Source organism: Rhizobium sp. GR12, from assembly GCF_036596185.1.
GTDB lineage: Bacteria > Pseudomonadota > Alphaproteobacteria > Rhizobiales > Rhizobiaceae > Agrobacterium > Agrobacterium nepotum.
The window spans coordinates 1-23,344 of sequence record NZ_JASXTH010000022.1 but is presented as its reverse complement, the minus strand read 5'-3'; the positions used below and the strand labels follow the sequence as shown (position 1 = coordinate 23,344).

Genomic DNA, 23,344 nt, shown 5'->3' with positions numbered 1-23,344 from the left:
GTAGGAGCGATCGTGACGGTCTCCGCCATCGGCACGGACCTGTTGCCGCATTTGGCTGTCGTGGACGAGCGTCAGGGGAGTGCTAAACCGGCCGTACACACTTCGACCCTCCATCCACGTCTCCGTAACTGCTCGATCTCGGCAGTACTGAAGGTGTCTTGACGCATGGCTAAACACAGAAAATGCGAAGGCCGCGTCATGCCAACGTAATGCAACTTCAATCGATCCCGGACTGACGCCTGTTCGCCCTGATTGTCAGTGCCGGTCGTTGGGCGCTTGCCCAGGAGCCAGTTCCTTAGATTCTTGAGGTTATGGGTTCTGTTAAAACTTTCGAGCACTAGTGTCGCGGTGTGCGTTTCGCCCTTCACCCCGTGGATGGAACCCAGCCTGATTGCGACTTTCGGATCGGCAATCGGAAATCTGAAGATATTTTCAGACTTGCGCGATGCGCCTGATTGGTTGTCGGGATCGACCGTTCCTTCCCACTCAAAAAAGATCGCGGTTTCGTTCTCGTCGATCTCCGCCTGTAGGACGTACGCGATCACGCTTTTTGTCCCCGGGACAAGGAGATCCCGCCAAAACGCCTCGGATGGACTTCCTCGGCATTCGATTAAATGGTCAAGCAGTTCCCGATAGATCTCCGCAATCGTCTCGTCCTCTATTCGGTCGTGGAAATAGCGGTTTGCACTCTTGCGCAACATCATAGGCACGTCGGCCCCCACTGTTCGCAGGCACTGGAGAATGGCTTCCGCGTAACCTGACACGATGGGGTGAGCATTCTGCGTATGGGCCAGTTCACCTCTAGCCCGCGCGAGATATTGCCCCAGCGTTTTTGGCTTCGGCTGGCGCCCAGAGAGGTCAGGATTGTAGGAAGGGTAGTAGTGCCCTAAAAATCGGGGGAGATTGTCCGACTTGTCGGACCGATGGACGGCGCAGATTGCCGTGAAATCGCCGTGCCGCCGAGCGTCGTCTGAAAAGCCTTCTATCAAGAGACGTGCGTATCTCGGTAGGACGTCAACCGCCGTGTTATCATCAAACAATAGCAACGTGCTTTGAAGCGGCGCGTGTCGAACCCGCGCCCTCGACGGACCAAGGCCGACCAGGGGCTGCGGACGGACACCGAAGCCGGCAGTGACATCGGCGATCTTTTGCCCAAAGCGGAAACTGTTGGGCAGATCAACTTTGTTTGGCCCGGGAAAAGGATCCGTGGTCGCCCCGGCACCACCGGCGCGATTGTAAATCGCTTGGTTCGAGTCCCCAAATCGCTGCCGGATCACGGCAGACGATGGCCCCGCGAGAAACAGCCGATGAAGGAACGCCGATTGGATTTCGCTGTTGTCCTGCACTTCGTCGATAAAGACGATCGGAAAGCGGTCGCGTAGCGTTGAGGCGACATCCGGATGTCGATCGAGTAGCTGGCCTGCCCACACAAACATATCGTCGTAACAATAGAAGCCCGCCTGTGTCGCGTTGCGGCAAGCCGTGACCACTTTGTTGTAGACGTTATGGGTCGGTGGTACGGCGCCGCCCGAGAAATCGGGTTTGGTATAGGTGACGGTGAAGATCGCGTTCCGATCGAGCCGCTTTAGCTGCCCCTGGGTACTGACGTGCAGCCGGTTCCAGCGATTGTTCAGCGCGATCCAATCATCGATTACCTTGATTGGCCGGCCGTTGGACCGGAGCCAGGGGAGGGCGAGGAACTCGTTGACGAATGAATGAATCGTCCCGACGAAGTGGGGATAGTGGAGCAGATTTCGCGCCGCGCTGGATGAGCCAAGTTTATCGCCGATTTCGTCGCGGGCCGCATTCGTATGGGACAGAACACAAATGCCTCGATCTGTGGCGGTCCATCGGTTGGCCAGGATTGCCAGTTTCGCCACCAGCAAGGTGGTCTTTCCGCTGCCCGGACAGGCCTCTATATCAAGGGTCTGCAGGGATGTCAGCGCCGAAAGGCGTGGGTCGCTGCCGTCCGCGCCGCTGAACGCGTCGGGCAGCATGCGCATGGTTCGACACGCCCAGGCCACCTCCTCGCCCGATATCGGTATCTGCCATGGCGAAGTTGCGTTATTCATTATCACCGACTGTCCGTTGCAGGCACATTGTCCGGCACCGGGAACGGATCGTCTGCGACAGCGGCCATGGTAGCTATTTCGGCCTCGGCGACCGGCGCCGTGACGTGCTCGATCGCGCGCCGGATGTAGTCCGGAAGGGCCTTCCAAAGCTCCCTCGGCCCGCCTTTCGGCGGAGTGAACCAGTTCGACAAGACTTCAGACAGATACTGCGCCACAATCGTCTTGGAGACGGGGTTTGAACCCGTCAGTGGTTCGTAGATTGTCGTACAGAGCGTGTCCTGCGGCATCTCCTTCGCGAGCAATGCGTCGAACGATTTCAACGCCTGGGCTGCGATTAGCGTTTGCGTCACCTTCCCCTCGCAGATGCGATCGTCAGCGTCGGCAAGAGCGATCGCCACATAGACGGCCTTCGCGAGGCCCGCGTGGGCGAGATCGTATTCCAACGTCCATTTGTCGGCGACAAACGTTTCTACGCCGGGGCCATGTGCCTTCTGGCGGATATCATCGCGCTTTTCTTTGTAGCTGGCATCTGTGTAGTCACCCTCAACCCGCCAACGTCTCGATGACGAACCGATGTCAGGCACGGCTTCACCGTCCTTGATTTTTCCGAGGATCAGAGGTGCGCAGTCCGGCATGACGTCCATGTCGGTCACGCAGGCGACGCGGATACCATGTTCGCCGTCTGCCTGCGGCTGTTTGCGCAAAAAGATCCGGCCGTACCGGCTCAAGCCGACGCCGCCGACGTTGACGACTGAGACGCCATATTCGCCGAAATCGCGACCAACGAGCGTTGCGATGACGGGCAGAAGGATGTTCTCGGCATCCCCCTCAACGATCATCACGCCACGCGCGAAGAAGAGGTTGGATTTGGTCACGTCAAGAAAGCGCTGCAGAAACCGATAGTCGGACTTGGTGAGGTTGGTCTCACCCTGCGCCATGGAAAAAGCCCGGCCGTTCCGAATGAGGACAAGGTTGTCCAACTTGATGTCGGAAGCGAGATTGGGGCTGTGCGTGGTCACAATGATCTGAATGCGTTGTCCGTCAGGTCTGACCACATCCGCCTGCGCTTGCAAAAACGCCATGAGCCGGAGCTGGCGCTGAGGGTGCAGGTGCGCTTCAGGCTCTTCGATCAACAGGAGCGGAAAACCGCCCGCCTCAGTGCCGAGCAGCAGCAACTCGCAGGCCATGAACAGGATATTGTTTGAGCCAAGACCGCGGGTGTGGGAATCTTCCGCAAGCTCGTCGTGGGCCAGGCTGACTTCAAGCTTTTCGAGAAGCTGGCGGAGACGGACCGTATCTTCCCGATGGCCATTTATGCGAACCCGTGCGGCCAAGGGGTCGGTCGAAAAAGACAGGGGTTTGAGATAATCATCGTTCAGCTTCTGACGGGTCGTCTTGATGCCGTGGGAGGTCTCGATCAGATGATTGGTATAGTCGCCCAAGCCAAGGATACTGAGCGAATTGGGGTCCAGCGTCGCAAGGGTTTCGACATCAAAGCGCTTGCCGTGATCCTTGATCTCTTTCGTGTGTTGAAGAATCTGCGCGAGCCGCGACCCTCGTCCGGCCGCCATCGCTCTTTCGGCGTCGCGCAACGGCCTCAGATAGGTGACCTGGAGTTGAAAACGCGCGCCCGCGTCGAGCAGCGGTCCGTCAGCGTTAGCGCCGGTTCGCCACTCGACAGGGGTAAAGCGGCGCCCCACACCGTCGCTCTCAACGCGCTTCGCAACCCAGGTCACGATCAGGTCAGGTTTGCTGCCCGCTGCTGATCCGTAGGTGAGGTACTCGGCAAAGGCATGCCGGTCGGTCGAGGTGAGCTCGGAGAACACCAGCCGGATGCGTATTTCTGTGGATCGCGCGGTTTGCGGTGGGTGATGGAAGTCTGTAGCATCGATCTTGAGCGTGTCCTGATCACGTGTCCCCAGCACTAGCCGCAGCGCGTCGATTAACGCCGTCTTACCGGCGTCGTTTTCTCCGACGATCGCAGTCAGTCCCTGTCGAAGAGCAAGCGAGAACCCCGAAATCCCTTCCCCGAATGTGCGGAAGTTTTCGATCTTAACAGCCGAAATATACAAGAATATTTGCCTCCCAGTCAGACCACACTACGACGCGAATGCCGACATGACAACTCGTGATTGCGAGACTCACTTGGTGTGGCATAGTGTAAACAATAGCAGCCCGACAGGACGACGAAGTGAGCATTTCCGAAAACGACAATACCTTCAGCTTCCTCGTCCATGAGGTACATCCCGGTGCAGTTGGCATCGATTTGCGGGCAGGGCGCTACTTCACCTCTCTGGTGCAAGAAAATGTCACTGAGACTTCAGAGCTTCCCACTGCGCCGATTCTGCATGTGGACGCCACCAAGGGTTATTTTTCGATAACCCCCCGGTTCACCCTCCCAAACCCTCCTCATCGATTTTTGGGGCCGCGCTATAAACGGCTCGAAGAGGTGGTGATCGAAGGGCATTTCCGTGACGACGATCTCCCTCACGATGACGCATCGGCTCGACTCTTTATCAGAGTCTACACGCCGCCCAGCTTCATTCATGATCCCCTATACGGGTTGGGGATCATGAAAGAGATGCACCCCCTCATAACGGCAATCGAGGAACTCAAGGGCGTGACGACGCTGGTTATATCAGACCGAAACGAAACGCATTTGGGGGAAAACACCTTCTATCTGGCGCGCGAGGACTACGACGCGCTGCGCGCCGCCTCGATGACCGTCGCGCGGCATTACCAAGGCGAGAGTTTGGAAGACCGCAGGATCCTCGCGCACAACGCTACGCTCCACCGCGCGCACCCGGATCTCTTCCCCGAAAAGGCAACACCATACCGGGCCGGAACGGTTTTCAAGCTCTTGGGAAGCAAGGGCAGCGCGGGCGTTAAGCTCTCCCCCCGCGACCGGGCCGGTATGATTGCCGCTCTGTCGTCAGAGGCCCGGAAAATCAGCAGGAGCGAAAAGCGCGCCGCGATACAGCTTCAGCAAGGCATAGAGCTGCTGAACCTGAACCAGTTGATCGCGGCCTTCGAAAGGCGCTTGTCGGGAAGCCAGGCGGAAAAGGAATGGCAGGATCTATTTCAGAGAAACCCCTTTATTCTTTCGATGACGCTGGGCTACCCGATCACCGTGCTACAGCCCCATGCCCACGCCGGCGGCATGACTCTGCAGGGAAACGGCAACAAAATAGCTGATTTTCTCGCCAAAACCCAAACTACGCACAATGCGGCTCTCATTGAAATAAAAACGCCGAAAACGGAGCTGCTCGGCGAGGAATATCGCGTAGGCGTGTTCGGCCCATCTCGACATTTGACGGGCGCGGTCGTCCAGGTTCTCGACCAGCGACGGCTGTTTATCGAAGAAATCGCCACTCTAAAGCACCGCTCGCGCATCCAGGATCTAGAGGCGCATGCCGTTGACTGCGTCATCGTAGCCGGTCGGACACCGACGGAGCCGTCGCGCCAGGCCTCGTTCGAACTCATCCGCCACCAGTATAAAGACGTAACCGTACTGACCTTCGATGAACTGCTGGAAAAGTTGAAATTGCTTCAGTCCCTGCTCGCCCAGGAAACGGAGCCAATGACCGCGGCCACCTATCAAACATCGGAAGACGCGCTGGACCTGACTGAATTGCTGGAAAACAGCGCCGAAGGCGACGATGACGACTTCTTTGCCGTTAGTCCATCGGTCGACGATGAATTCGAGGATTTGCTCTAGCCCAGCCGTCGGACGCCCTTCAATTTGGATCATGCAATGCCGCTTTACCAGAAATACTTCGAAATCCGCGATGTCGCGTCGCTTCAAGGCCGTGCGTGGATTCCGCTCCGTCAGGCGACGAAAACGTCGATGGACCCCGCAGACCCGGACATCGTCAGCAACGAAGATTTCGTTGGCATCGCGACGGCGGCAATTCATGCGGCGAAACAGACCGACGCGGAGAAGGTCGACTGGAGCGACCTTTGCCTCGGCCCGCACCGCGCCGGCGTCGAGCAATGGGGATACCGGTCGGCTGATGTGTTTCGGACCTGGACGGAAGAGGTGCTTGGCATCAATCTCGTTATTGCCCAGCATGTGGAGGAAACCGGCCGCGAGATCTGGCATCTGCACCCCGATCTCATCATCGCCCTCCGCCTCCAGCAGGAAGAGGACGGATGGTATCGGCCGGAAGAGGGCTGGATCGAAGTCGTCAGACTGAAACGCGACGCGGACGGGATGCCCGTCCTTTTGGAGATAAAGACGGAATTCCTCGTCGACTACCTCGCAGCCCGCGACATGGCTCTATATTGCTCGAGCTATCGGGAACGCATCGTGGTCACCTTGGCCAAGCCGGCCTTCAGTTGGCCTGACGATGCATTTAGCGAGGAAGAGCATCGCGATCGCCGTGACGGCATTATAACCGACGCAAGCTACCCCGATCCGGATGATAGTTTTTGGACGCGTGGTGCGCTCTGGCGAACCGAGTGGGTGCAGGCCGGAAAGGCCAGTATACGCGTGCGCGGTGACAAAGACCCGCACACCACCACCTTCGCACTGAGCAATGACGGTGCGCGCGTTACCGCGGATCGATTGGCCGGAGCCATGACCTGGCTCTATTTCGAGCCGGCGCTTGTTACGACACTCCTGCGGCATCGAGGCGCCAGACTCTATTGGCATAGCCAGGAAACGGGTGGCCTTGGCGCCACGAGTTCGACGATTCATTTCGGAGTCAATCCGCTTGGGCTCATCACCGTATTCGCAAAGGACATCGGACGACTGCCATCCTGGGAGCAACGCTTATGGAGCGCCCACAATGTGACGCCAGACGGCGGTGTTTCGCGCGAGCTATTCGCCGCGCAGATGGAAGTGACGCCGGCCGCGACGACCGCGCCCGAAAAGGCGTTGCCGGACGCGCTCGACGAGATCAATGCTGCCTTTACGGCCCGATATGGCCTGCCCCTGCTACGCTCGCACGAAGCAATTCCGGAACTGCTCCACCGCGCACACCGTTTCCGGTCCGCTGAAGCGGACGGGTTACTCGAACTATCGAAGGAACTGACGCGCCTATTCATCGAAAGGATCGATGTGGATGCGATAACCGCGCAGTTAACACTGGCGAAGGGGGCCTCGAAGCTGGGGTCTCTGAAGGCATTCGAAAAGCTTATTGCGACACTGCGCCCGGACACCGAGGCGCAGACCATGATGGCCCCGTTGTTTGGGATTTACGACTTGCGCCTCGCCGATGCGCATCTGGGGTCAAGCCGCATCGCAAGCGGAAAAGCGCGCGCTGGTGTCGACGAGGCCGTACCCGCCGCCGTGCAAGGGCGGCAACTGCTGCAGAGCTTTGTCGACACCCTTCGGCGGATCACCGATGTGCTCGCGTGAAATTGGCCAACCCTCTGCCAAGGGTACGTCCCTGACCAGCGCGGCCGCCAGCAAAGGAAGTGGATCAGGCTTGACTTATGTCCCAACACGACAACGGAGAGCCGCGCATGTGCATTATCGCTGACGTGAGCGAGGTAAGTGGGTGACGTACCGCGGCGCTTATCCTGGCTTCGTATGTGGCAAATGCTTTGGCAACCAGGGCCTCATCGGCTATTGCCTGTGGTATGCCCAGCGAAGGAAATGCGATTTTTGTCGCGTCACAGCCAAGGAGCCGGTGGCGGCGCCCCTCGGCGACGTACTCGCCCATGTGAGGTCCTGCGTCTTTCAACATTATGACGACCCGGCAAATGCGGGTTTGTCGTACGAATCCGCTGAGGGTGGCTATCAGGGCGCGACATACGATACCGAAGATTGTTGGTTTCCGCGCAGAACTGAGCCGGCTCAGTTCCGCGTGGAAACCAACAGCAAGGGACCTAGGTGTGCCGTCGAAGACCATTCACGCGGTCAACGGCCAGGAGTTCCCAGCCATTTGCGTGGTAACGACCGCGCAGACGCTCGGAAAAATTCTGACGTTCCTAGAGAATGGAACTGAGCAATCTCAAGCGGAGGAGGCGCGAAAACTGTATGTCGCCGCCTCTCTGGCCCAAAAGTTCCTGTTTGTCGCTGTTCGAAAGTCGCAAACCAGGCGCTCAGAGACACTGCTGAGAAGCAAGGGGGCAGAAATCACGGTTCTTCCTGTTCTGGCAAAATAATCGTAGGGGCACCATGCTTGAGGAGATCGAGCTTGCTTAGTCGCTCGAGTTACCGATAGCTGATCCGGTTCCACTCGATAGCCCGACGTCGCCTTTCGGCAGTTTCACTCGAAAAAAGTCTGTTACACGCTTCTCTCATTTGAGGCCTGATGGAGGAGCTCCATCAGAGCTTCACGGACAGGAGCTATTTTAGCCGCAGCGCTTGGTGCTGCGGCCAAAATCAATCGGGTAGCTCCCCTAAGTGTTCTGTCGTTCTGAGCGAGGCATGTTTCGATCGGAGGAACATTGATGCTTGGTGAATTTAATCGAAAACGCTGATCCCGAACGAGCCGCTCCCAACTTTCAAAAATCCAATTGACGACAAAATCGTTCAGGCACTGCCGCAGATTCGAGCTGCGGAGATGGATCAGCATCCAGACTCGGGTCTGACTCATATTTGATGATTTCCTGGTCGAAGCTGGTGCTGTCATCAATGAGGAATCAGTACCATGGCGACCAAATTTCGTCTGTCGTCCCTGATCCCGGCCGGATTGATTGTTGAGCGTTCCGACGAGAGCAACGGGGTTATCATTGTTTCAGCGCGTGCTGCCGCGAACCGACGTGCCTGCCCCTTATGCAATCGAATGTCAGATCGTGTTCATAGCCGCTACGTTCGAATAATCGCTGATTTGCCTTGTGCCGGCACCAAGGTCCAACTGCGGTTATCGGCCAGGCGCTTTGTGTGTAAGATGACATTCTGCCGCCGCCGGATTTTTGTCGAAAGGTTTGGCGAGCTTGTCGTTCCGGAGCGCAGCCGTCGAACTGCTCGGCTTGACACCATCGTACATCATCTCGGATTGGCTTTGGGAGGGCGGCCTGCAGCAGCCTTTGCCAAACGCTTGATGATCCCGGTTAGCAATGACACGCTCATCCGCGCGGTAAGAAGAAAATCCACTGCGCCGGATGATACGCTCAGCGTCGTCGGGGTTGACGACTGGGCTTTCCGCCGCAATCACCGCTATGGCACCGTCGTATGTGATCTTGAGAGGCGAAGGATTATCAAGCTTCTGCCTGACCGGGAGGTCGCAACAGTTTCGACGTTTCTCGCTCAGCACCCCGAAATAACTATCATTTCCCGCGATCGAGGTGGCGGCTATCGTGAAGCTGCCGCAAGGGCCTTACCCCATGCAGCTCAGGTCGCAGATCGTTGGCATTTAATGGAGAACGCCAGCGCGGCGTTCCTTGACGTCGTGCGCAAATCCATGCGAGCAATCCGTACTGCAATTGGCGCTACGACGATCGACCCTAAACTACTCACCTGCGCTGAACGGCTGCAATATGACAGTTATCTGAGGCGCGAGGACGTGAATACGACGATCAGCAAGCTCGCCGCCGCCGGCGTTCCGATAAAGGAAATCGTTCGACGAACCGGCTACAGCCGTGGAACCGTGCGCCACATTGTCCGCGGCCACAGATCCGATGTGTTCCGTGTCAGACAAAGTTCCCTTGAGGCTCATCTTCCCCTGTTAGATCAACTCTGGACGTCTGGGCAGCGCAACGGCGCTGAACTTTGGCGGCAGCTAAAATGCAGAGGCTTTCGTGGTTGTTCTCGTGTGGTCGCAGAGTGGGCGGCAAGGCGACGGCGGTCCGAGCAGATCTGCGATCGGCAACTTCAAAAGGTGCCATCCGCGAGAACGATTGCCCGATTGATGACAACTGCTCGCGATCAATTGAGCAAAGCGGATACAATTATCATCGCGGCCATAGAAGCGGGTGTTCCCGCCCTAGTCGAAGCCCGCAATCTAGTTGATCGGTTCCAAACAATGATCCGAAGGAAGGCCAAGACAGAACTCGATCCGTGGATCGCTGATGCAAGCGACAGTGTGTTCGCCTCCTTTGCTAACGGGATCGTGAAAGACAAGGCAGCAGTGTCTGCCGCAATCACCGAACCTTGGTCGAACGGCCAGGTTGAAGGACAAATCAACAAGCTAAAACTCGTTAAAAGGCAGATGTATGGGCGCGCCAAACTGGATCTTCTCCAGGCTCGATTGATCGGCGTAATGTGAAGGAAGCCGTCATCAAATATGCGTCAGACCCGAATGTTGACCCCACTGGCGGGGTGATACTTATCCAATTTTGACCCTTCGCTGATTTCATCAGACCATCCGGCTTTTGAGCGGATGGAGTGGGGAGTTGAAGAGAGTGGATACGATTGCGCGTGTCCGGCGAGCCTTCCATGTTCAGGGTTGGTCGGTAAAGAAGATCGCCAGAGAGCTGAATGTTTCGCGGAACACGGTCCGCAAAATTGTGCGCTCCGATGTCACCGAGTTTACCTACAAGCGCGAGCATCAGCCGTTGCCCCGGATCGGAGCCTGGAGAGGCGATGTCGAGCGGTTCCTGATTGCGAACGAAGGCAAGGCGTCTCGCGAACGGCTGACGCTGATCCGGATTTACGGGGAGATCCGGGCGCTTGGCTATGATGGTAGCTACGATACTGTCCGTCGTTACGCCAGGTCCTGGGCCAAGGCACGTGGAACGGTCACATCCGAGGCTTACGTTCCGCTCTACTATGCACCCGGCGAGGCTTATCAGTTCGACTGGAGCCACGAGATCGTCCTGATCAACGGGGTGACGACGACCGTGAAGGTCGGTCATGTCCGCCTCTGCCACAGCCGTATGATGTCCTGATTTCGCTGCAGCCCTATTACATCCACGACATCGCCGCCAAGCTTCACTGCATGCTGGTGATGTATGATCCGGAGCTTCGCAATGAAGAGACCCCGTGGCCCGAGCTGCGCCGGATGCTGCGCGAGCTGATCCAGCCATACTGGTCGGTGATCGAGCCGCAGTCGCGTATCCGCCTGCTGAGGCCGAAGACGAGAGAGACGCTGTCGCAGGTGGAAGCGGACAGGATTGCCGTGTGAGCGATGCCTGCGCAGGCTTTGAGGGCGCGGCAGCGGTCTGTTGTGCCAGGGTGTCGTTATCGGCCTTCAATGTCCTGCGACGACCCCCAGCTACACAGGTGGCCTATCTGGCGAACGTCGTCACCAGATATGCGGATGCCAGAAGCAGACTGACGATCGTGAAGAATATGAGAGCTGCCGCCAGTTCATCAAACCTGCCAACGCGTTGATTGCGGTTCCAGTCGTAAGCCATGACCCACCTCCATCGTTGCTGTGAGAGGAGGGTGGTCCCGCACGGTTAATGAAACCTTAAAACCAGAAGGCCGAATGTTGCCGGTATGAAGTGCCATTGACGGTCGGAAGACGCGTAGCGGGCGTCAGCCGGCAGGCTCGGCGATGCTGATTTCGGTCTTGCTGTCGAGGATGATATGCAGGTCCCGGATCATGCCGGCTGCCTGCAGCAGAGCGTTTCGCACGTCTTCATCGCTGCGCCATCCGCGTTCGATCGACAGGGCGACGGTGTGGATGTCGACGACACTGTCACGGCCGGGACCGGATGGAATTCCGACTGTTTCGCGCATGTCGCGGATTGTCGTCACTGCCCGTTCGAGCATACGCCGTTTCTGTGAGGCGTCGAGGTGATCGAGCCGGTTGGCGTCGCGGACGAGTTCGGCGATGAAACTGTTCGTCAGGGTCATGGCCTGAGGTTGCCGGGTCGGCCGGCGGGCGTCAATGCAGGGCCCGCAAAGAGAAGTTGAAGGCCGGATTTTGAGGCGCTGCTATGGTGCTGGTGCATCAGGATAGCGGATCATATGCTGGATTTTTTCGATTATGGAATTGCGCATTATTAAAACTTATCAGATGTTTAAGTTGGTTTGCAAAAGTTATTTATGAGAATATGCAACGCTAGGCAAATCCCACCTGGATGATTGCGTCGAGGATTTCACGAACCGGCCATTGGCGAGGCCGATCAGGAGATGGGAGGGGCGGTTCATGGTCTGCAACATGGGGCAGTTGATGGTTGCTCAGCCGAACTGCGCCCGCCTGACGCCTGAGGGTGCAAAACCTGCCCATCGATGGCGCGGTTGAAGCGGTGTCCTGGCATAAGGCAGCTTGTGGCGCAGAGCTTTTTAAGTTGGAGCATTGACGAGGCGTCTGATGACATCAAAAATGATAATGACGACGGATAGCAGCAGTCCGCTGCGCCGTCTGAGGCCGCCAGGCATCTGCCGGTTTGCAAAGTTTACACTAAACCGAATGCCGCTCCCCGCCACAGAAAGACTGGCGATCAGTGTCGGTCCGTACCAGGTTACATGTAACTACTGATGATGGAGCCCGCCATGTCCTCTGTTTCCAATCCAAAGCCGTCGCGCGTTAAGGTGAGTGAGCACCGCGCACGCCTGCGTGCGCAAGGCTTGCGCCCGATCCAGATCTGGGTGCCTGATGTCCGCGCATCGTCATTCAGGACGGAAGCGCATCGGCAGTCGCTCGCCGTGGCAACAAGTGATCACGCCGTGAGCGATCAGGCGTTCATCAATGCGGTGTCCGACATCGACTTCGACAATGGCGACGACGCGTGAGACGCGGCGACATCTGGACCATTTCGGGCGGCAAGGATTACGCGGGCAAACCTCGCCCTGTTGTCGTCGTGCAGGACGAGGCATTTGACGCCACGGATTCCATTACCATCTGCGCCTTCACCACGGATGAGACGGACGCGCCGCTGTTCCGTCTGCCGGTGGAGCCGAACGAGCGCAATGGCCTGCATTCGCCGTGCCGGCTGATGGGGGACAAGATTACGACTGTTCCGAAATCCAGGGTTGGGGCAAGGGTCGGGAGGCTGGACGATGAGGATATTGTGCGCCTCAATCAGGCGGTTCTTGTCTTGCTCGGCCTGGCAGGCTCACCGAAGGCGAAGGCGTAGCGGGCGAAGATATGTTGACGGTCGGAAGATGGCACCGGCGTCAGCCAGCAGGTTCGGCGATGCTGATTTCGGTCTTGCTGTCGAGGATGATATGCAGATCCCGGATCATGCCGGCTGCCTGCAGCAGAGCGTTTCGCACGTCTTCATCGCTGCGCCATCCGCGTTCGATCGACAGGGCGACGGTGTGGATGTCGACGACACTGTCACGGCCGGGACCGGATGGAATTCCGACTGTTTCGCGCATGTCGCGGATTGTCGTCACTGCCCGTTCGAGCATACGCCGTTTCTGTGAGGCGTCGAGGTGATCGAGCCGGTTGGCGTCGCGGACGAGTTCGGCGATGAAACTCTTCGTCAGGGTCATGGCCTGAGGTTGCCAGGTTGGCCGGCGGGCGTCAATGCAGGGCCGGCAAAGAGAAGTTGAAGGCCGGATTTTTGAGGTGCTGCTGTGGTGCCGGTGCATCAGGACAACGCATCAGTGGAAATCCGCCATTCGATGATTATTTTCATATCAAACTGTTATTTTTCAAAATCCTGTGCTTGATTTTGAAAGTTTAAGATGAGGTCAACTGTGATTGCCGGCGCAATTGTCGGCATGAGGAGTTATGCAGGCGCGGGTCTGAGGTTCCATCATGCCCGGGGCACGAATCCGACGCTGAACCCAAACAACCGCCCGATTTTTTCGAGCGTCTCGAGTGTCGGGTTTGCTGCACCAGTTTCGATTTCGGCAACCTGGCGCCTGGTCAATGACAACATGGTCGCAAACTCCTCCTGTGTCATCCCGAGACCCTTGCGGATCTCCACCGCTGCGGCAGGAAGGCGTAATTCGCCATGGCGTGCACGCTCGGCAAGGTCGCGACGATTTTGCAGTATTTCTTCTTTGTCAGGTTTTTTCCACCGTGACATGGCGTGGCCCTTGCTCAGTTTTGTGACAGGGAGGTCTGAACGCTCTGCGTGATTTCCGCGCAGCGGCTCATCGCTCGTTCAACGATTTCGGGCGACGCTCCCATGCTCTTCGCAATACGGGGTGCCTGCCGGAGACGTTCTGCGAATTCGGAAAGCGCAGTGGATACTGTTTGCTGCGCATCGATGTCCGGAAAAAGACCGGTGCAGATATTTTTCCAATCAGGCAGATGATCGCGGCCAGCATCCCGCATCATTGCCCAGCGGGTAGAGCGGACAATACCTTCTTTGGCGAGCCTCATGGGTGCAAAGTCAAAAAGAGGAGACAGCCGGACAGTGCCGTCTTCATGTTTGCTCAGGGCCGAATTCCGGCCATGGTTGTCGGGGTCGCCAAGCGCCAGACTGGCTATGTCACGCTTCAGATATTCAACTGTATCTGCAAAAGGATCGGCAGAATATCTGCGAAGGCTGTCGATGTAAGCCTCGTGCGTGCCGATGTAACCGAATTCCGCGACACCGATCGTTGCCACCAGGCTTTCCTGGCCCAGTCGCACGGTTTTACCGGTTTCGCTCCGCTTCCGGTCAAAGCGGGGGATGATCAGCACCCCCTCGGCGTAGACCGATGGTTCGGCGACATTCAGTCCTATCTCCTGAGCGATCCGCGAATAGAGCGCTTCCCCTTCAAGAATCATCCGGTCTGAAGGATCACTGCTGCGCACGAGCTTGACGATGACATGGCGCACGGCTTCATCGTCGGTCACGAAGCTGTCGGGATAATAGAGGCCGTCGGCCGCCTGGGTCATGGAGACTTTCGGCCATTCGCCCTGCAGGCCGCTCGAACCCGAGGCGAGCATCGCGAAGCGGTCGGCGACTTCCATGAAGTGGTCCGACCGTTCAAGAATTTCGGCTTCAGTGACGCCCTGGCGCTGCACTCCTTTTAGCCGTGCCACTTCCGCGTCAGCAGCTTCCTTAAGTCGGATATTGCCTATGCCACCCGTAGCTGATCGCAGAAGTAGCGGGAGGTCCGAGCCGCGAGCGTCTTCGCCCAGGCCGAGGTGTCCGGCCAGCTTCCTGCGTGCATGTCCCTGCGGCATCAGATCAAGAAGGAATGGTGGCCAGGTCGTTCTGTACCGACTTTCGAGATCGACCGGATACTGGACGGAAAGGGCGCGATAATCGCGAACGGCGTTTCCGGCTGCGTAGTCCATTGATGCGTGTGCTACAAAGTAGTCGAGATCGTAATCGACGATTGACGCACCACGATAACCGGCTGCGTCCTCCCGCAGTTCGAGTGTGGCGGCCTGATGCCACGCGTCGTCAAAATGGGTTTGAATGGTAAAACGCATTTATTGATCCCTTTGATGGGACAATAAAACCAATATTCAAGTTAATCAACCCATTTTAATGGTACTATAATTGATTCACCCCCGTTGATCGTTCCTGATCAGGCCGCCGCCGGTCCTGAAAATTTCGCCCAATACGGTCCAGGGTAGCTTGTCTGGTTCCAAAGTGGCCAAGCGGCCAGAAGCTGGCGTGGCCGGCAGGATGCCCTCCGTGGAAGAGAATTGTTCTGCGATTTCCAGTGAGAGACACGTCGGCCCCGTCAGGCGTGTTTAAGTTCCGACGCAGCAAGATGATAAGGCTCAACGAGGCAATCGGCAGGAATTCCCCATTCCTTATGCAGCCTGTGGATCATATCGACCGTGAGGGCGCGCTTTTTGTTCAGTACTTCGGATGCGCGGGGGCGAGATCCGAACAGCGTCGCGAGGTCTCCCTGGCTGCGCCCTGTCAGCTCCATGTGGGCCTTGATAAGCTCGACCGGCTCTGGTGCGTCGATGGGGTAGTACTTGTCTTCGTATGCTTCGATCAGATCGGAAAGGATATCGAAGCGCATTCCATCGGTGCTGAGAGGTTCGGGAGGGTTATCGAAGTACTGGCTGACCTCTGCAATCGCCCATGCGAGGTCATTATCATTTCTGATTGCGCGAATATTATCCATTACACTGTCTCCGGGTTGATCTGGTCGTATTCCTTGTGGGTCCCAACGAATTTGATCAGCACTCGTTTGTTTGCCAAAACCCTTTGGAGTCACACAGAAATCGATCACCCGACCAAATTTGGAATTGGCTCTCCAATGAAAATGAGGGAATTGGCACCGATGAGCAATCAGGACAACGCTGATATCACTGCCGCTAAAATGGTCGCAATTCGCCAAGCCGCCGAACAAGGCAATGTCGATGCGCAATATCTATTGGGCTTGTTGAAAGAGGACGGTGACGGCTGCGATATTGATCCAATAGAAGCTGTTAGATGGTACCGCGAAGCTGCAGATCAGGATCATGCCGGTGCGCAGTACAGGCTGGCGCAATTGAACGAGCACGGCGTAGGCTGCGAGATCAATCTGACAGAGGCATTCAAATGGTACCGTCGCGCAGCGCTTCAGGATTATCCGGATGCGAGAGAAGACCTCCTCGGCTTATGCCGGGCACATCCAGACTTGCCACTTCCGACATCAGAGTTGCTCGATGGCAAAGGTCGTTCCTGATGGCATCGACAACATTCTGTCAGACATGAGCTATGACCAATGGGCATGGTGAGCGAGTTTCAGAACGGGCTCTGAGTTGAATCGTGTTTTGCGACGGGAATTCAGATCTGCATATCAGGTCGATGGGCCACAGGCGGTACGAAGATCTCAATGGCGTTGTTTCCTGACGCGCGAGGTTCCAAAAACATCCCGATCAGGATGATTTGATGCAATGTGGACGGAAACTTACCGATCGGGAAGTAATGTGCTGATCCTCTGGAAATCTTCCTGTACGGTAAGTCATTCGATGGAGGTTGACGATGTTCAGGTCCGCACGCGATTTCGGCGTTGCTATCAGGGAGAAACGCAAAGCTCTTGGCTGGACGCAAACCGGGCTTGCTGCCCGTTCCGGAACGGGTGAACGCTTCATCGTCGAGCTTGAATCCGGCAAACCGAGCGCGCGCCGTCGGCATCGAGATCGGCGATCTCAGGACCGTTCAGGCTGCTCCATCCACGCTGGACGATGACCTCAGCTTCCTGCCGACGTTCGGTGCTGATCGATGACGACCATCTTTTACGAGACCTTGCTTTTACGAGACCTTGCCTGTCGCCCGTCTGACTTTTGAAGGCGAATGGAGACTGGACTACGATGCGGGGTGGGAAGCACGCCGCGCGGCCTTTCCGGTGTCGCTTACCCGCAGGCTGAGATTCAATAAATGCGGTGATACGTACGTCACTGGCGGTCACAATCAATACAGCATTTACAGGATTGCTGTATTTTATGGATTTCTCTATGTGGCTGTGCTATCGTCGCGACGCAAGACGGGAGTACGATCGATGGCAAGCTCAGGTAATTCTTACACGACGAGTGATCTTTCCAGGAAGTCCGGTGATATTATCGCTGAGGCACTTCGTCATCCGGTGACGATCACCCAGCGCAACAAGCCTCGTCTGGTCCTTCTTAATATTGAGGATTATGAACGTTTGATGCGGCAGTCTGATCTGCGTGCGGTTGGCACTATTGATAACATGTCTGACGCTTTGCTGGACGAGTTTGAGGCGGCAGTTGAGGCTTATGCGGAAACGGAAGAGATGGTTCGGTGAGCGGTTTCGATGAGATCGAGACTGCAGTCGTAATCCGCTACCCTTATCTGTGGAGTCGGGAGGCTTCCCGCGGTGAAACAGAAGGTCGGAAGGGTCGACCCGTTGTTGTCGGGGTGAGGCTGGCCCGTCCGGACGGCGACATGGTTCTTTTCTTTCCCATCACGACAAAGCAGCCGGAAACTGATCGTTTTGCTATTGAGGTTCCAGCGATTGAAAAGCGCCGGGCCGGTCTTGATGCAGATATGCGGCTTTGGATCATTCTGGACGAGTATAACAGCGACGTTATCGGGCATTCTTTCTATCTGCAGCTGGAGCCACCTATTGGGCGGTTTAGCAAAGCTTTTTTTCTCCCCGTCCTTCGGGAGTTTATTGCGCGTCGTCGGTCGTCCAGCGAGGTTTACCGCGCCCGATAAATTACCGGGTGATGTTCGCGCAACGGCGAGGCTGTTTTTTCGCTTTCGATCTCTGACAGGCAGGGGGGCTTGTAGAGACTTTGGTGGCGAGGTCTTCAGCAGTCAGACCACCGATGTTCGCGCTACGGGCTTGGTGGGATTACCGTGTGAACCGCGGTCCCGTGCAGAAGCGAAGTCCGGTGCACTACCGCCCATAAGAGGGTGACGGTCAACGGGATAGCAACGGAGACCAACACCCGGACGCGCCTGATGCCCTGGTGATGTGAGTGTTGCAGTCAAACTGGATGCGGGCTATATGTAGGCATGTACCTACATGGAGGCTTCGTATGAGTATGACAAGTTTTTCCAGCCGCGAGGTCAATCATGACGTCAGCAAGGCGAAGAAAGCCGCCCAGGCGGGGCCTGTGATCATTACCGATCGCGGCAAGCCATCGCATGTGTTGATGACATACAGCGAGTTCGAGCGCCTCACCGGAAAGCGCCGCAATCTGGTTGATGCCCTGTCAATGACCGGACTGTCCACGATTGAACTGAATACCCCGAGAACAGAGATCGTAACCCGCGAGATCGATCTGTCTTGAAGTACCTGCTCGACACGAACGTTGTTTCCGAGCTGCGCAAGGTCGGCGACGGCAAGGCGGACGCAAATGTTATCCGCTGGGTCAGTGCGCAGGATTCGAGTGATCTGTTTGTTTGTGCGATCACGATCCTTGAGATTGAGCGCGGCATATTGAGCCTTCAGCGCCGTGATGGGTCCCAGGGAGCTCTCCTGCGGAAATGGATGGATGACCGTGTCCGCCCTGAATTCGAGGGCCGTATTCTTCCCGTCGATGATGCAGTGGCAACACGATGCGCCCATCTGCATATTCCGGACCGTCGCAACGAGGCCGATGCCTTGATCGCCTCGACCGCGCTCGTTCACAACCTGACCGTTGTTACGCACAACGTACGGGATTTCGATGGTACCGGCGCGATCGTTGTCGATCCTTGGCAGGGCTGATTTTTGAAATACAGTCATGCGTATCCCTCTGCCGAACACTCCGGTGTGTGACGGCTTGCCGGCGCAGGACTGGACGTATTCCGACTTCGGTTTCCGGGAACCCCTTGCGCCTGGTCCTGCCGCTCGATGCGGAAGGATCAGGCGAGCGGATGCTTTGTCAGTAGCTTGTTTTTGCCGCACGTATGCGGACCACCGTGTTACTGCGCGGCATGGGCCTTGGCGGTAACGTCAACACCGAGTGCTCTCATAACGGCCAACGTCGTTTTGAGCGTTGGGTTACCGCGCTCGCTGAACGATCGGTAAAGCTGTTCGCGAGACAGGCCTGTTTTGCGCGAGATTTCGGTCATCCCTTTAGCACGCGCGACGACGCCGAGCGCCTTTGCAACATAGGCTGCATCGCCGGTTTCGAAGGCGTCGGCCATGAACGCGGCAATTTCTTCATCATCGACCAAAGCGGCAGCAGGATCATAGGTGGTCAGTTTTTCAGTCATCTTTTTCGCTCCATTCCCTGGCGAGTTTATGCGCGGCGGCAATATCACGGGCTTGCGATCCTTTGTCGCCACCGCATAAAAGCACGATGAGAACATTGCCCCGTCTCTGAAAGTAGACGCGATAGCCGGGGCCATAGTGTATTCGCAATTCACTGACGCCTTCACCAACCGGCTCGACGTCTCCCGGCAAGCCTTCAGCCAGCCGCATCAATCGCGCCGCAATGACAGTCCTCGCTCGTTTGTCCCTTAGACGGGTTTCCATCTGGCGAAAACCGCCGTCTGCTTTAGCTCGATCATGAGATGTACCGTAGTCTATAAACTACACTATTGCAAGTTTTAGAGGAGAATTGATGACCTTAAAAAAAGCGTAGCTGGCCACGCTTGTCCGACTCGAACGTAGCAGGCAGGAGCGCCCCACTCGGCCGGGCAGCGACGTCCACGACCAGCATCTCGCGGTGTTGGCGGCTTACACCGACGTGCTGTTCGTTGATAAGCGCACCCTTGAGGACTTCCGGAGGGTCAAGTCAAAGGAGCCCGAGCTGAGCGGGCTGTTCGGCACCGTGACGAGGGCCAGCGTATTCGAGACCATTGCTGACTGACGGGCAGTCCGATTGTTCGACAGGCCGGATTGAAGGGAAGGCTGGAGAGCTGTTCGTCATTCGCATCCGCCACGGCCGGGTCTCGCTGTGGAGTTCTATAAGGCACTGCGTGCAGGTGAGCGTGCCAAGTGCGAGAAGATCCTGATCGACTTCTTCTATCCGTTCATGGCGATCCGTAACCGTGCCAAGGGATATGCCGTCTCGGCCATCAAGGCAGGTGTACGCCTGCAGGGCTTCGACGCCGGCCCGGTTCGTTCTCCCTTACAGGATCTGTCGTCAGAGGAAACTTCAATGATGGAAAAGCTTATAGGCAACATGAAGCGTTGAAGAATATGGGCGTGGTGCTGGCAAGTTGCCGCATCACGTCAATCTCTGCTGCGGTTCAGCGAGAGGACTAAACGGTTCGGACGGACTGCTGCATCGCGGGTGATATCCAATCACGTCACCGGCTAAACGCTTTAGCCGCCGTCTCTGCAGAGTTAAAGCGACGAAGTGTCTTGCTGTTACCGCTATTCAGGCACGTCGATGTTCTCACCGATAGTATTATGATTTCAGAAATATAAGTTCTCGAAACGTCCAGTCTGCGGTTCGATCTTCTTCAAGGCGCGCATACTTACAAGCTTCCATACTCGGACCGCCTCAATCAACACCCATTATTGCAATCCGGTTTGGTGATAAACATACAACTTGAAATCGAAATTCGATCTGATAGCTTCCGAAGTTGTGAAGGGTATCAACGCTTTGTGGGCGGTATTGCGGGGGCAGTATGACGGTTTTTTTGAGGACGAGTCTCAGCAGAAGGCTACATCCGATGCAGTAAACGACGATGTGATCCAAAAACTTTTACAAGCAAAAGGGCAAATTTTTTCTGTTTTTGGGCAAGTCGTATTCGCACTTAGTTCCGTTCCCCGCTATCGCAGCCAGAACCTGGCCGATCTCGGTCACTTGGTCATCGATCCGATCAGCCACGATCGTATCGTAATTGTATCGAAAAAAATGGAAGATGGAGCTGAACAGGCGGCTTTGGCACCAAGCGCTATCGCGATTTGGGCAAGCGTGAGTGCAGATGTTGACGCAAAGATCTTGAGCAGGTTAAGGCGGGGGTTTTTCCAGTACGCTTAAAGCCTGCCGATTGGAACAGTGGTGAAATCGTGTGGTTGCTGGATGTTATCGCGCCGACGCGAGAGCTCGCTACCTCTGTGCTTTCGAATTTCCACACAGTTGCCAAGCAGAACCAGATAAAGGTTCATCCTGTCATAGGACGTCTGGTTGATAGCGACGTTTTACATAGTCTTATTGCAAAGTCCGATGACAAAAACACGCTCCCAACCGAGCAGCCCGTTAACTGATTTCTGAATGCCTCTTTGTGTTCTCACGCGACTTTAAAACCTGCGGGAATGCCACATTTATTTTGATCTGAAGTTTGGCTTGGAGGCCGAGTTTCGTTGGCCAGCATTTATTCTGCGGAACTGGTATCCGATGCAGCTATTTGGAATTCTATGGAAAATTCCGTTTTTATTCGTTCTGCTGTTGCTGGGCGGTTGCGATGACAGTTGGTCGTGGCATCAAAAGCTGACGGTTACGGTTGAGACCCCGTTGGGGCTCAAATCCGCGTCCAGTGTGATGAAGGCCAGTTTGGAAGATCGAGACGGCCCCTTCGCACTACCTGAAGCAAGAGGTGCTTTTTTTGAGCTGCAAGGGGAGGCGGTTGTCCTTGAGGTTCTTCCAGGGAAGTACCTTTTCGCGCTGTTGAAGGATATGCCGAGACCCTATGCGCTTTTTTTCCCAGGAGAAGCCCCCGTCGACATTGCTCCGAAATTTGAACGTATGTCAAAACCGGCGACTGCGACGCTTACCAAATCTGACTATCCGCTGTTGGTGACCTTCACCGATATCAACGATCCAAAGACAGTGAAGAGAGTAAATCCCGACAATCTCGCAGAATTCTTCGGTTCAGGCACTTCGCTTGCCTCGATCACCTTGTCGATTACCAGGGAACAGGTGACGGAAGGGAAAATCGAAGATGTGCTCGGGTGGTTAAAAGAAGAGGGTGAAAAGAATCCCACCCTACTTCCAAATCCTCCGTATCTAAGAAAAGACGCGACCGATCCAGACATGCAGTATTTGACAGTAAGTTCATTTTCGACGGAGCTATATAAATGAGCATTCCTCAAGAGCTTATGCTAGCAATACTGTCTATGGATGCCTATAGTCGCGACTATGCCGCCGTTATGCTAGTTTCCGGTGAGAAAGTTGGCACGGCAGAAGTAGTCGACCGAAGCGCGATCGGTGTCACAGCAGATGATTATCAGCGCTGGCAGAATTCTGGATTTTATGCCGTTGCATACAATCTGAATGGGCAGACGGTAATCTCCTACCGCGGTACGGACAATACCGAAATTTTCGATAGCGCTAGCGACCTCTGGAACGGATGGACACTCGGGGGTGGTTATGGAGAAGCCTCGCAGGCAACCCTGGCGCTGGACTTTTACAAGCAGGTGATGGGGCACTCTGCGTTTGACGATACGGGTGCGCAGCCAATCCTCACGGGACATTCGCTGGGCGGTGGTCTCGCGGGGTTTGTATCGTTTATCTCCGGAGCCACAGGTGTCGGTTTCGATCACATGCCGTTTGGCGAGGGAGCTATGGCGGCGATTGCCACAGAGTTGGCGCGGCGCACCGGCCTGTTCGACCCAGTCTAAAGGGAAGAATGACAAACAGGCAGTCTGGCTTCGGCATCGCAGCCTTGTATCGGAGGCCCTTGGCTCTCTTTGGCGTGGACTTCCAATAATCATGGCTGATAATTCCAATCGCCAAGGAATTGGAAACGGGTCTGTATGAACGTCTGCAGCGATCGATGCGGTGATCCAGCCTGTTCTGACGGGAACGCGCTCCCCATAGCGCCGAAGTGAGCGGCAGGACAGGAGTGCGTCTTGCTGTGAAGGGATAAAAAATGGAGGCGTACTTGCGGGTCTTCGGCGTCAACAACCATGAAAGCGCCCGCCGCATCTTTGGCGAGGTCTGGGTCGTATGGCCTGTCTTGTTCTTCCATGTCCCTACGCCTTACCGAGGCGGTCTACCTTGACACCACGGCGTTTGCCAACGCGAGCTTGCCGTTGTCCGGCATCAATACCAGATCCGACAGGATCCCTTTGATGGCTTACCGCAGCAGGTGTTGCTGTGCCTCACTCAGAGAGAGGATTGCCATCTGTCGCTTTTGCTCAGTTTGGTTGAGTATCTGGAGTATTTTTCAAACTTGAAAATGGTTTGAGAGTCATTTAATATACTCAGCATGACTGAGCGATCTGCATCACTGTTAAA

At 56.2% G+C, this 23,344-nt stretch carries 25 protein-coding genes and 4 pseudogenes; 19 read left to right on the top strand and 10 right to left on the bottom strand.

What is annotated here, in order from left to right:
* Positions 1-71: 71 nt before the first annotated feature.
* On the bottom strand, positions 72-1,997 hold the full coding sequence (locus QSK43_RS25715) for a UvrD-helicase domain-containing protein (protein ID WP_332305840.1): 1,926 nt from the start codon (positions 1,995-1,997) through the stop codon (positions 72-74).
* Positions 1,998-2,074: 77 nt separating this feature from the next.
* Positions 2,075-4,144 (bottom strand): ATP-dependent nuclease, encoded by a 2,070-nt coding sequence (locus QSK43_RS25710; protein WP_332305839.1) that lies wholly within the window; start codon positions 4,142-4,144, stop codon positions 2,075-2,077.
* A 119-nt stretch (positions 4,145-4,263) separates the two neighbouring features.
* Between QSK43_RS25710 and QSK43_RS25705 the strand changes: the two genes are divergently transcribed.
* The 7 genes and pseudogenes from QSK43_RS25705 to QSK43_RS25680 all read left to right on the top strand — a co-directional run bounded on the left by QSK43_RS25705 (position 4,264) and on the right by QSK43_RS25680 (position 11,089).
* Positions 4,264-5,790 carry a Shedu immune nuclease family protein gene (locus tag QSK43_RS25705; protein WP_332305838.1) on the top strand — a complete coding sequence of 509 codons (1,527 nt, stop codon included), beginning with the start codon at positions 4,264-4,266 and terminating at the stop codon, positions 5,788-5,790.
* Positions 5,791-5,826: 36 nt separating this feature from the next.
* The gene (locus QSK43_RS25700; RefSeq protein ID WP_332305837.1) at positions 5,827-7,434 is read left to right on the top strand and encodes a hypothetical protein; all 1,608 of its coding nucleotides are present in this window, start codon (positions 5,827-5,829) and stop codon (positions 7,432-7,434) included.
* Positions 7,435-7,576: 142 nt separating this feature from the next.
* Positions 7,577-8,026 carry a HEPN-associated N-terminal domain-containing protein gene (locus QSK43_RS27235; protein ID WP_442967889.1) on the top strand — a complete coding sequence of 150 codons (450 nt, stop codon included), beginning with the start codon at positions 7,577-7,579 and terminating at the stop codon, positions 8,024-8,026.
* Positions 7,914-8,186 (top strand): 3'-5' exonuclease, encoded by a 273-nt coding sequence (locus QSK43_RS25695; protein ID WP_332305836.1) that lies wholly within the window; start codon positions 7,914-7,916, stop codon positions 8,184-8,186. The genes QSK43_RS27235 and QSK43_RS25695 overlap by 113 nt, the downstream gene beginning before the upstream one ends.
* Positions 8,187-8,674: 488 nt before the next feature.
* Positions 8,675-10,231 carry an ISL3 family transposase gene (locus QSK43_RS25690; protein ID WP_332305835.1) on the top strand — a complete coding sequence of 519 codons (1,557 nt, stop codon included), beginning with the start codon at positions 8,675-8,677 and terminating at the stop codon, positions 10,229-10,231.
* Positions 10,232-10,358: 127 nt separating this feature from the next.
* A pseudogene (locus QSK43_RS25685) lies at positions 10,359-10,847 on the top strand (helix-turn-helix domain-containing protein); the annotation flags it as partial.
* Positions 10,848-10,903: 56 nt separating this feature from the next.
* A complete protein-coding gene (locus QSK43_RS25680; RefSeq protein ID WP_332305834.1) occupies positions 10,904-11,089 on the top strand; it encodes a hypothetical protein in 186 nt (61 codons plus the stop codon).
* A 103-nt stretch (positions 11,090-11,192) separates the two neighbouring features.
* On the opposite strand, the gene QSK43_RS25675 is transcribed toward QSK43_RS25680, so the two are convergent.
* Together QSK43_RS25675 and QSK43_RS25670 are read right to left on the bottom strand one after the other, a co-directional pair.
* Entirely contained in the window at positions 11,193-11,321 is a 129-nt protein-coding gene (locus QSK43_RS25675) for a hypothetical protein (RefSeq protein ID WP_332303192.1), read from the bottom strand.
* Between the two features lie 124 nt (positions 11,322-11,445).
* The gene (locus tag QSK43_RS25670) at positions 11,446-11,766 is read right to left on the bottom strand and encodes a hypothetical protein (RefSeq protein ID WP_332305833.1); all 321 of its coding nucleotides are present in this window, start codon (positions 11,764-11,766) and stop codon (positions 11,446-11,448) included.
* 642 nt (positions 11,767-12,408) lie between these two features.
* Here QSK43_RS25670 and QSK43_RS25665 point away from each other — a divergent pair.
* Both QSK43_RS25665 and QSK43_RS25660 read left to right on the top strand, forming a co-directional pair.
* Positions 12,409-12,648: an antitoxin MazE family protein gene (locus tag QSK43_RS25665; RefSeq protein WP_332305832.1), complete on the top strand. Its 240-nt coding sequence runs from the start codon at positions 12,409-12,411 to the stop codon at positions 12,646-12,648.
* Positions 12,645-12,992, top strand: a complete 348-nt coding sequence (locus QSK43_RS25660) for a type II toxin-antitoxin system PemK/MazF family toxin (RefSeq protein WP_332305831.1) — start codon at positions 12,645-12,647, stop codon at positions 12,990-12,992. The genes QSK43_RS25665 and QSK43_RS25660 overlap by 4 nt, the downstream gene beginning before the upstream one ends.
* A gap of 40 nt (positions 12,993-13,032) precedes the next feature.
* On the opposite strand, the gene QSK43_RS25655 is transcribed toward QSK43_RS25660, so the two are convergent.
* The 4 genes from QSK43_RS25655 to QSK43_RS25640 form a co-directional block, all read right to left on the bottom strand.
* Positions 13,033-13,353: a hypothetical protein gene (locus tag QSK43_RS25655; protein WP_332305830.1), complete on the bottom strand. Its 321-nt coding sequence runs from the start codon at positions 13,351-13,353 to the stop codon at positions 13,033-13,035.
* A 266-nt stretch (positions 13,354-13,619) separates the two neighbouring features.
* A complete protein-coding gene (locus tag QSK43_RS25650) occupies positions 13,620-13,895 on the bottom strand; it encodes a helix-turn-helix transcriptional regulator (protein WP_332305829.1) in 276 nt (91 codons plus the stop codon).
* A gap of 14 nt (positions 13,896-13,909) precedes the next feature.
* A complete protein-coding gene (locus QSK43_RS25645; RefSeq protein ID WP_332305828.1) occupies positions 13,910-15,238 on the bottom strand; it encodes a type II toxin-antitoxin system HipA family toxin in 1,329 nt (442 codons plus the stop codon).
* Between the two features lie 257 nt (positions 15,239-15,495).
* The gene (locus QSK43_RS25640) at positions 15,496-15,891 is read right to left on the bottom strand and encodes a helix-turn-helix domain-containing protein (RefSeq protein ID WP_332305827.1); all 396 of its coding nucleotides are present in this window, start codon (positions 15,889-15,891) and stop codon (positions 15,496-15,498) included.
* 159 nt (positions 15,892-16,050) lie between these two features.
* Between QSK43_RS25640 and QSK43_RS25635 the strand changes: the two genes are divergently transcribed.
* The 6 genes and pseudogenes from QSK43_RS25635 (at position 16,051) to QSK43_RS25610 (ending at position 18,933) form a co-directional block, all read left to right on the top strand.
* Entirely contained in the window at positions 16,051-16,437 is a 387-nt protein-coding gene (locus QSK43_RS25635) for a tetratricopeptide repeat protein (RefSeq protein WP_332305826.1), read from the top strand.
* Positions 16,438-16,736: 299 nt separating this feature from the next.
* Positions 16,737-16,980, top strand: a pseudogene (locus tag QSK43_RS25630) (helix-turn-helix domain-containing protein).
* 273 nt (positions 16,981-17,253) lie between these two features.
* Positions 17,254-17,520, top strand: coding sequence for a type II toxin-antitoxin system prevent-host-death family antitoxin (locus QSK43_RS25625; RefSeq protein WP_013760952.1), 267 nt, complete (start codon positions 17,254-17,256; stop codon positions 17,518-17,520).
* Positions 17,517-17,933, top strand: coding sequence for a hypothetical protein (locus tag QSK43_RS25620; RefSeq protein ID WP_332305825.1), 417 nt, complete (start codon positions 17,517-17,519; stop codon positions 17,931-17,933). The genes QSK43_RS25625 and QSK43_RS25620 overlap by 4 nt, the downstream gene beginning before the upstream one ends.
* Positions 17,934-18,259: 326 nt before the next feature.
* On the top strand, positions 18,260-18,514 hold the full coding sequence (locus tag QSK43_RS25615; RefSeq protein ID WP_332305824.1) for a type II toxin-antitoxin system Phd/YefM family antitoxin: 255 nt from the start codon (positions 18,260-18,262) through the stop codon (positions 18,512-18,514).
* Positions 18,511-18,933 (top strand): type II toxin-antitoxin system VapC family toxin, encoded by a 423-nt coding sequence (locus tag QSK43_RS25610; protein ID WP_332305823.1) that lies wholly within the window; start codon positions 18,511-18,513, stop codon positions 18,931-18,933. Before QSK43_RS25615 ends, QSK43_RS25610 begins: the two co-directional genes overlap by 4 nt.
* A 197-nt stretch (positions 18,934-19,130) precedes the next feature.
* On the opposite strand, the gene QSK43_RS25605 is transcribed toward QSK43_RS25610, so the two are convergent.
* Together QSK43_RS25605 and QSK43_RS25600 are read right to left on the bottom strand one after the other, a co-directional pair.
* A complete protein-coding gene (locus tag QSK43_RS25605) occupies positions 19,131-19,424 on the bottom strand; it encodes an addiction module antidote protein (RefSeq protein ID WP_045025177.1) in 294 nt (97 codons plus the stop codon).
* A pseudogene (locus tag QSK43_RS25600) lies at positions 19,417-19,721 on the bottom strand (type II toxin-antitoxin system RelE/ParE family toxin). Before QSK43_RS25600 ends, QSK43_RS25605 begins: the two are co-directional and overlap by 8 nt.
* A gap of 377 nt (positions 19,722-20,098) precedes the next feature.
* On the opposite strand from QSK43_RS25600, the pseudogene QSK43_RS25595 reads away from it, so the two are divergent.
* The 4 genes and pseudogenes from QSK43_RS25595 to QSK43_RS25580 form a co-directional block, all read left to right on the top strand.
* Positions 20,099-20,350 (top strand): annotated as a pseudogene (locus QSK43_RS25595) (dihydrodipicolinate synthase family protein); the annotation flags it as partial.
* Positions 20,351-20,710: 360 nt separating this feature from the next.
* Complete coding sequence (locus QSK43_RS25590) at positions 20,711-21,145, top strand: hypothetical protein (RefSeq protein ID WP_332305822.1); 435 nt, start codon at positions 20,711-20,713, stop codon at positions 21,143-21,145.
* Between the two features lie 306 nt (positions 21,146-21,451).
* Positions 21,452-22,186, top strand: coding sequence for a hypothetical protein (locus QSK43_RS25585; protein ID WP_332305821.1), 735 nt, complete (start codon positions 21,452-21,454; stop codon positions 22,184-22,186).
* Positions 22,183-22,725, top strand: a complete 543-nt coding sequence (locus tag QSK43_RS25580; protein ID WP_332305820.1) for a hypothetical protein — start codon at positions 22,183-22,185, stop codon at positions 22,723-22,725. The genes QSK43_RS25585 and QSK43_RS25580 overlap by 4 nt, the downstream gene beginning before the upstream one ends.
* Positions 22,726-23,344 lie beyond the last annotated feature (619 nt).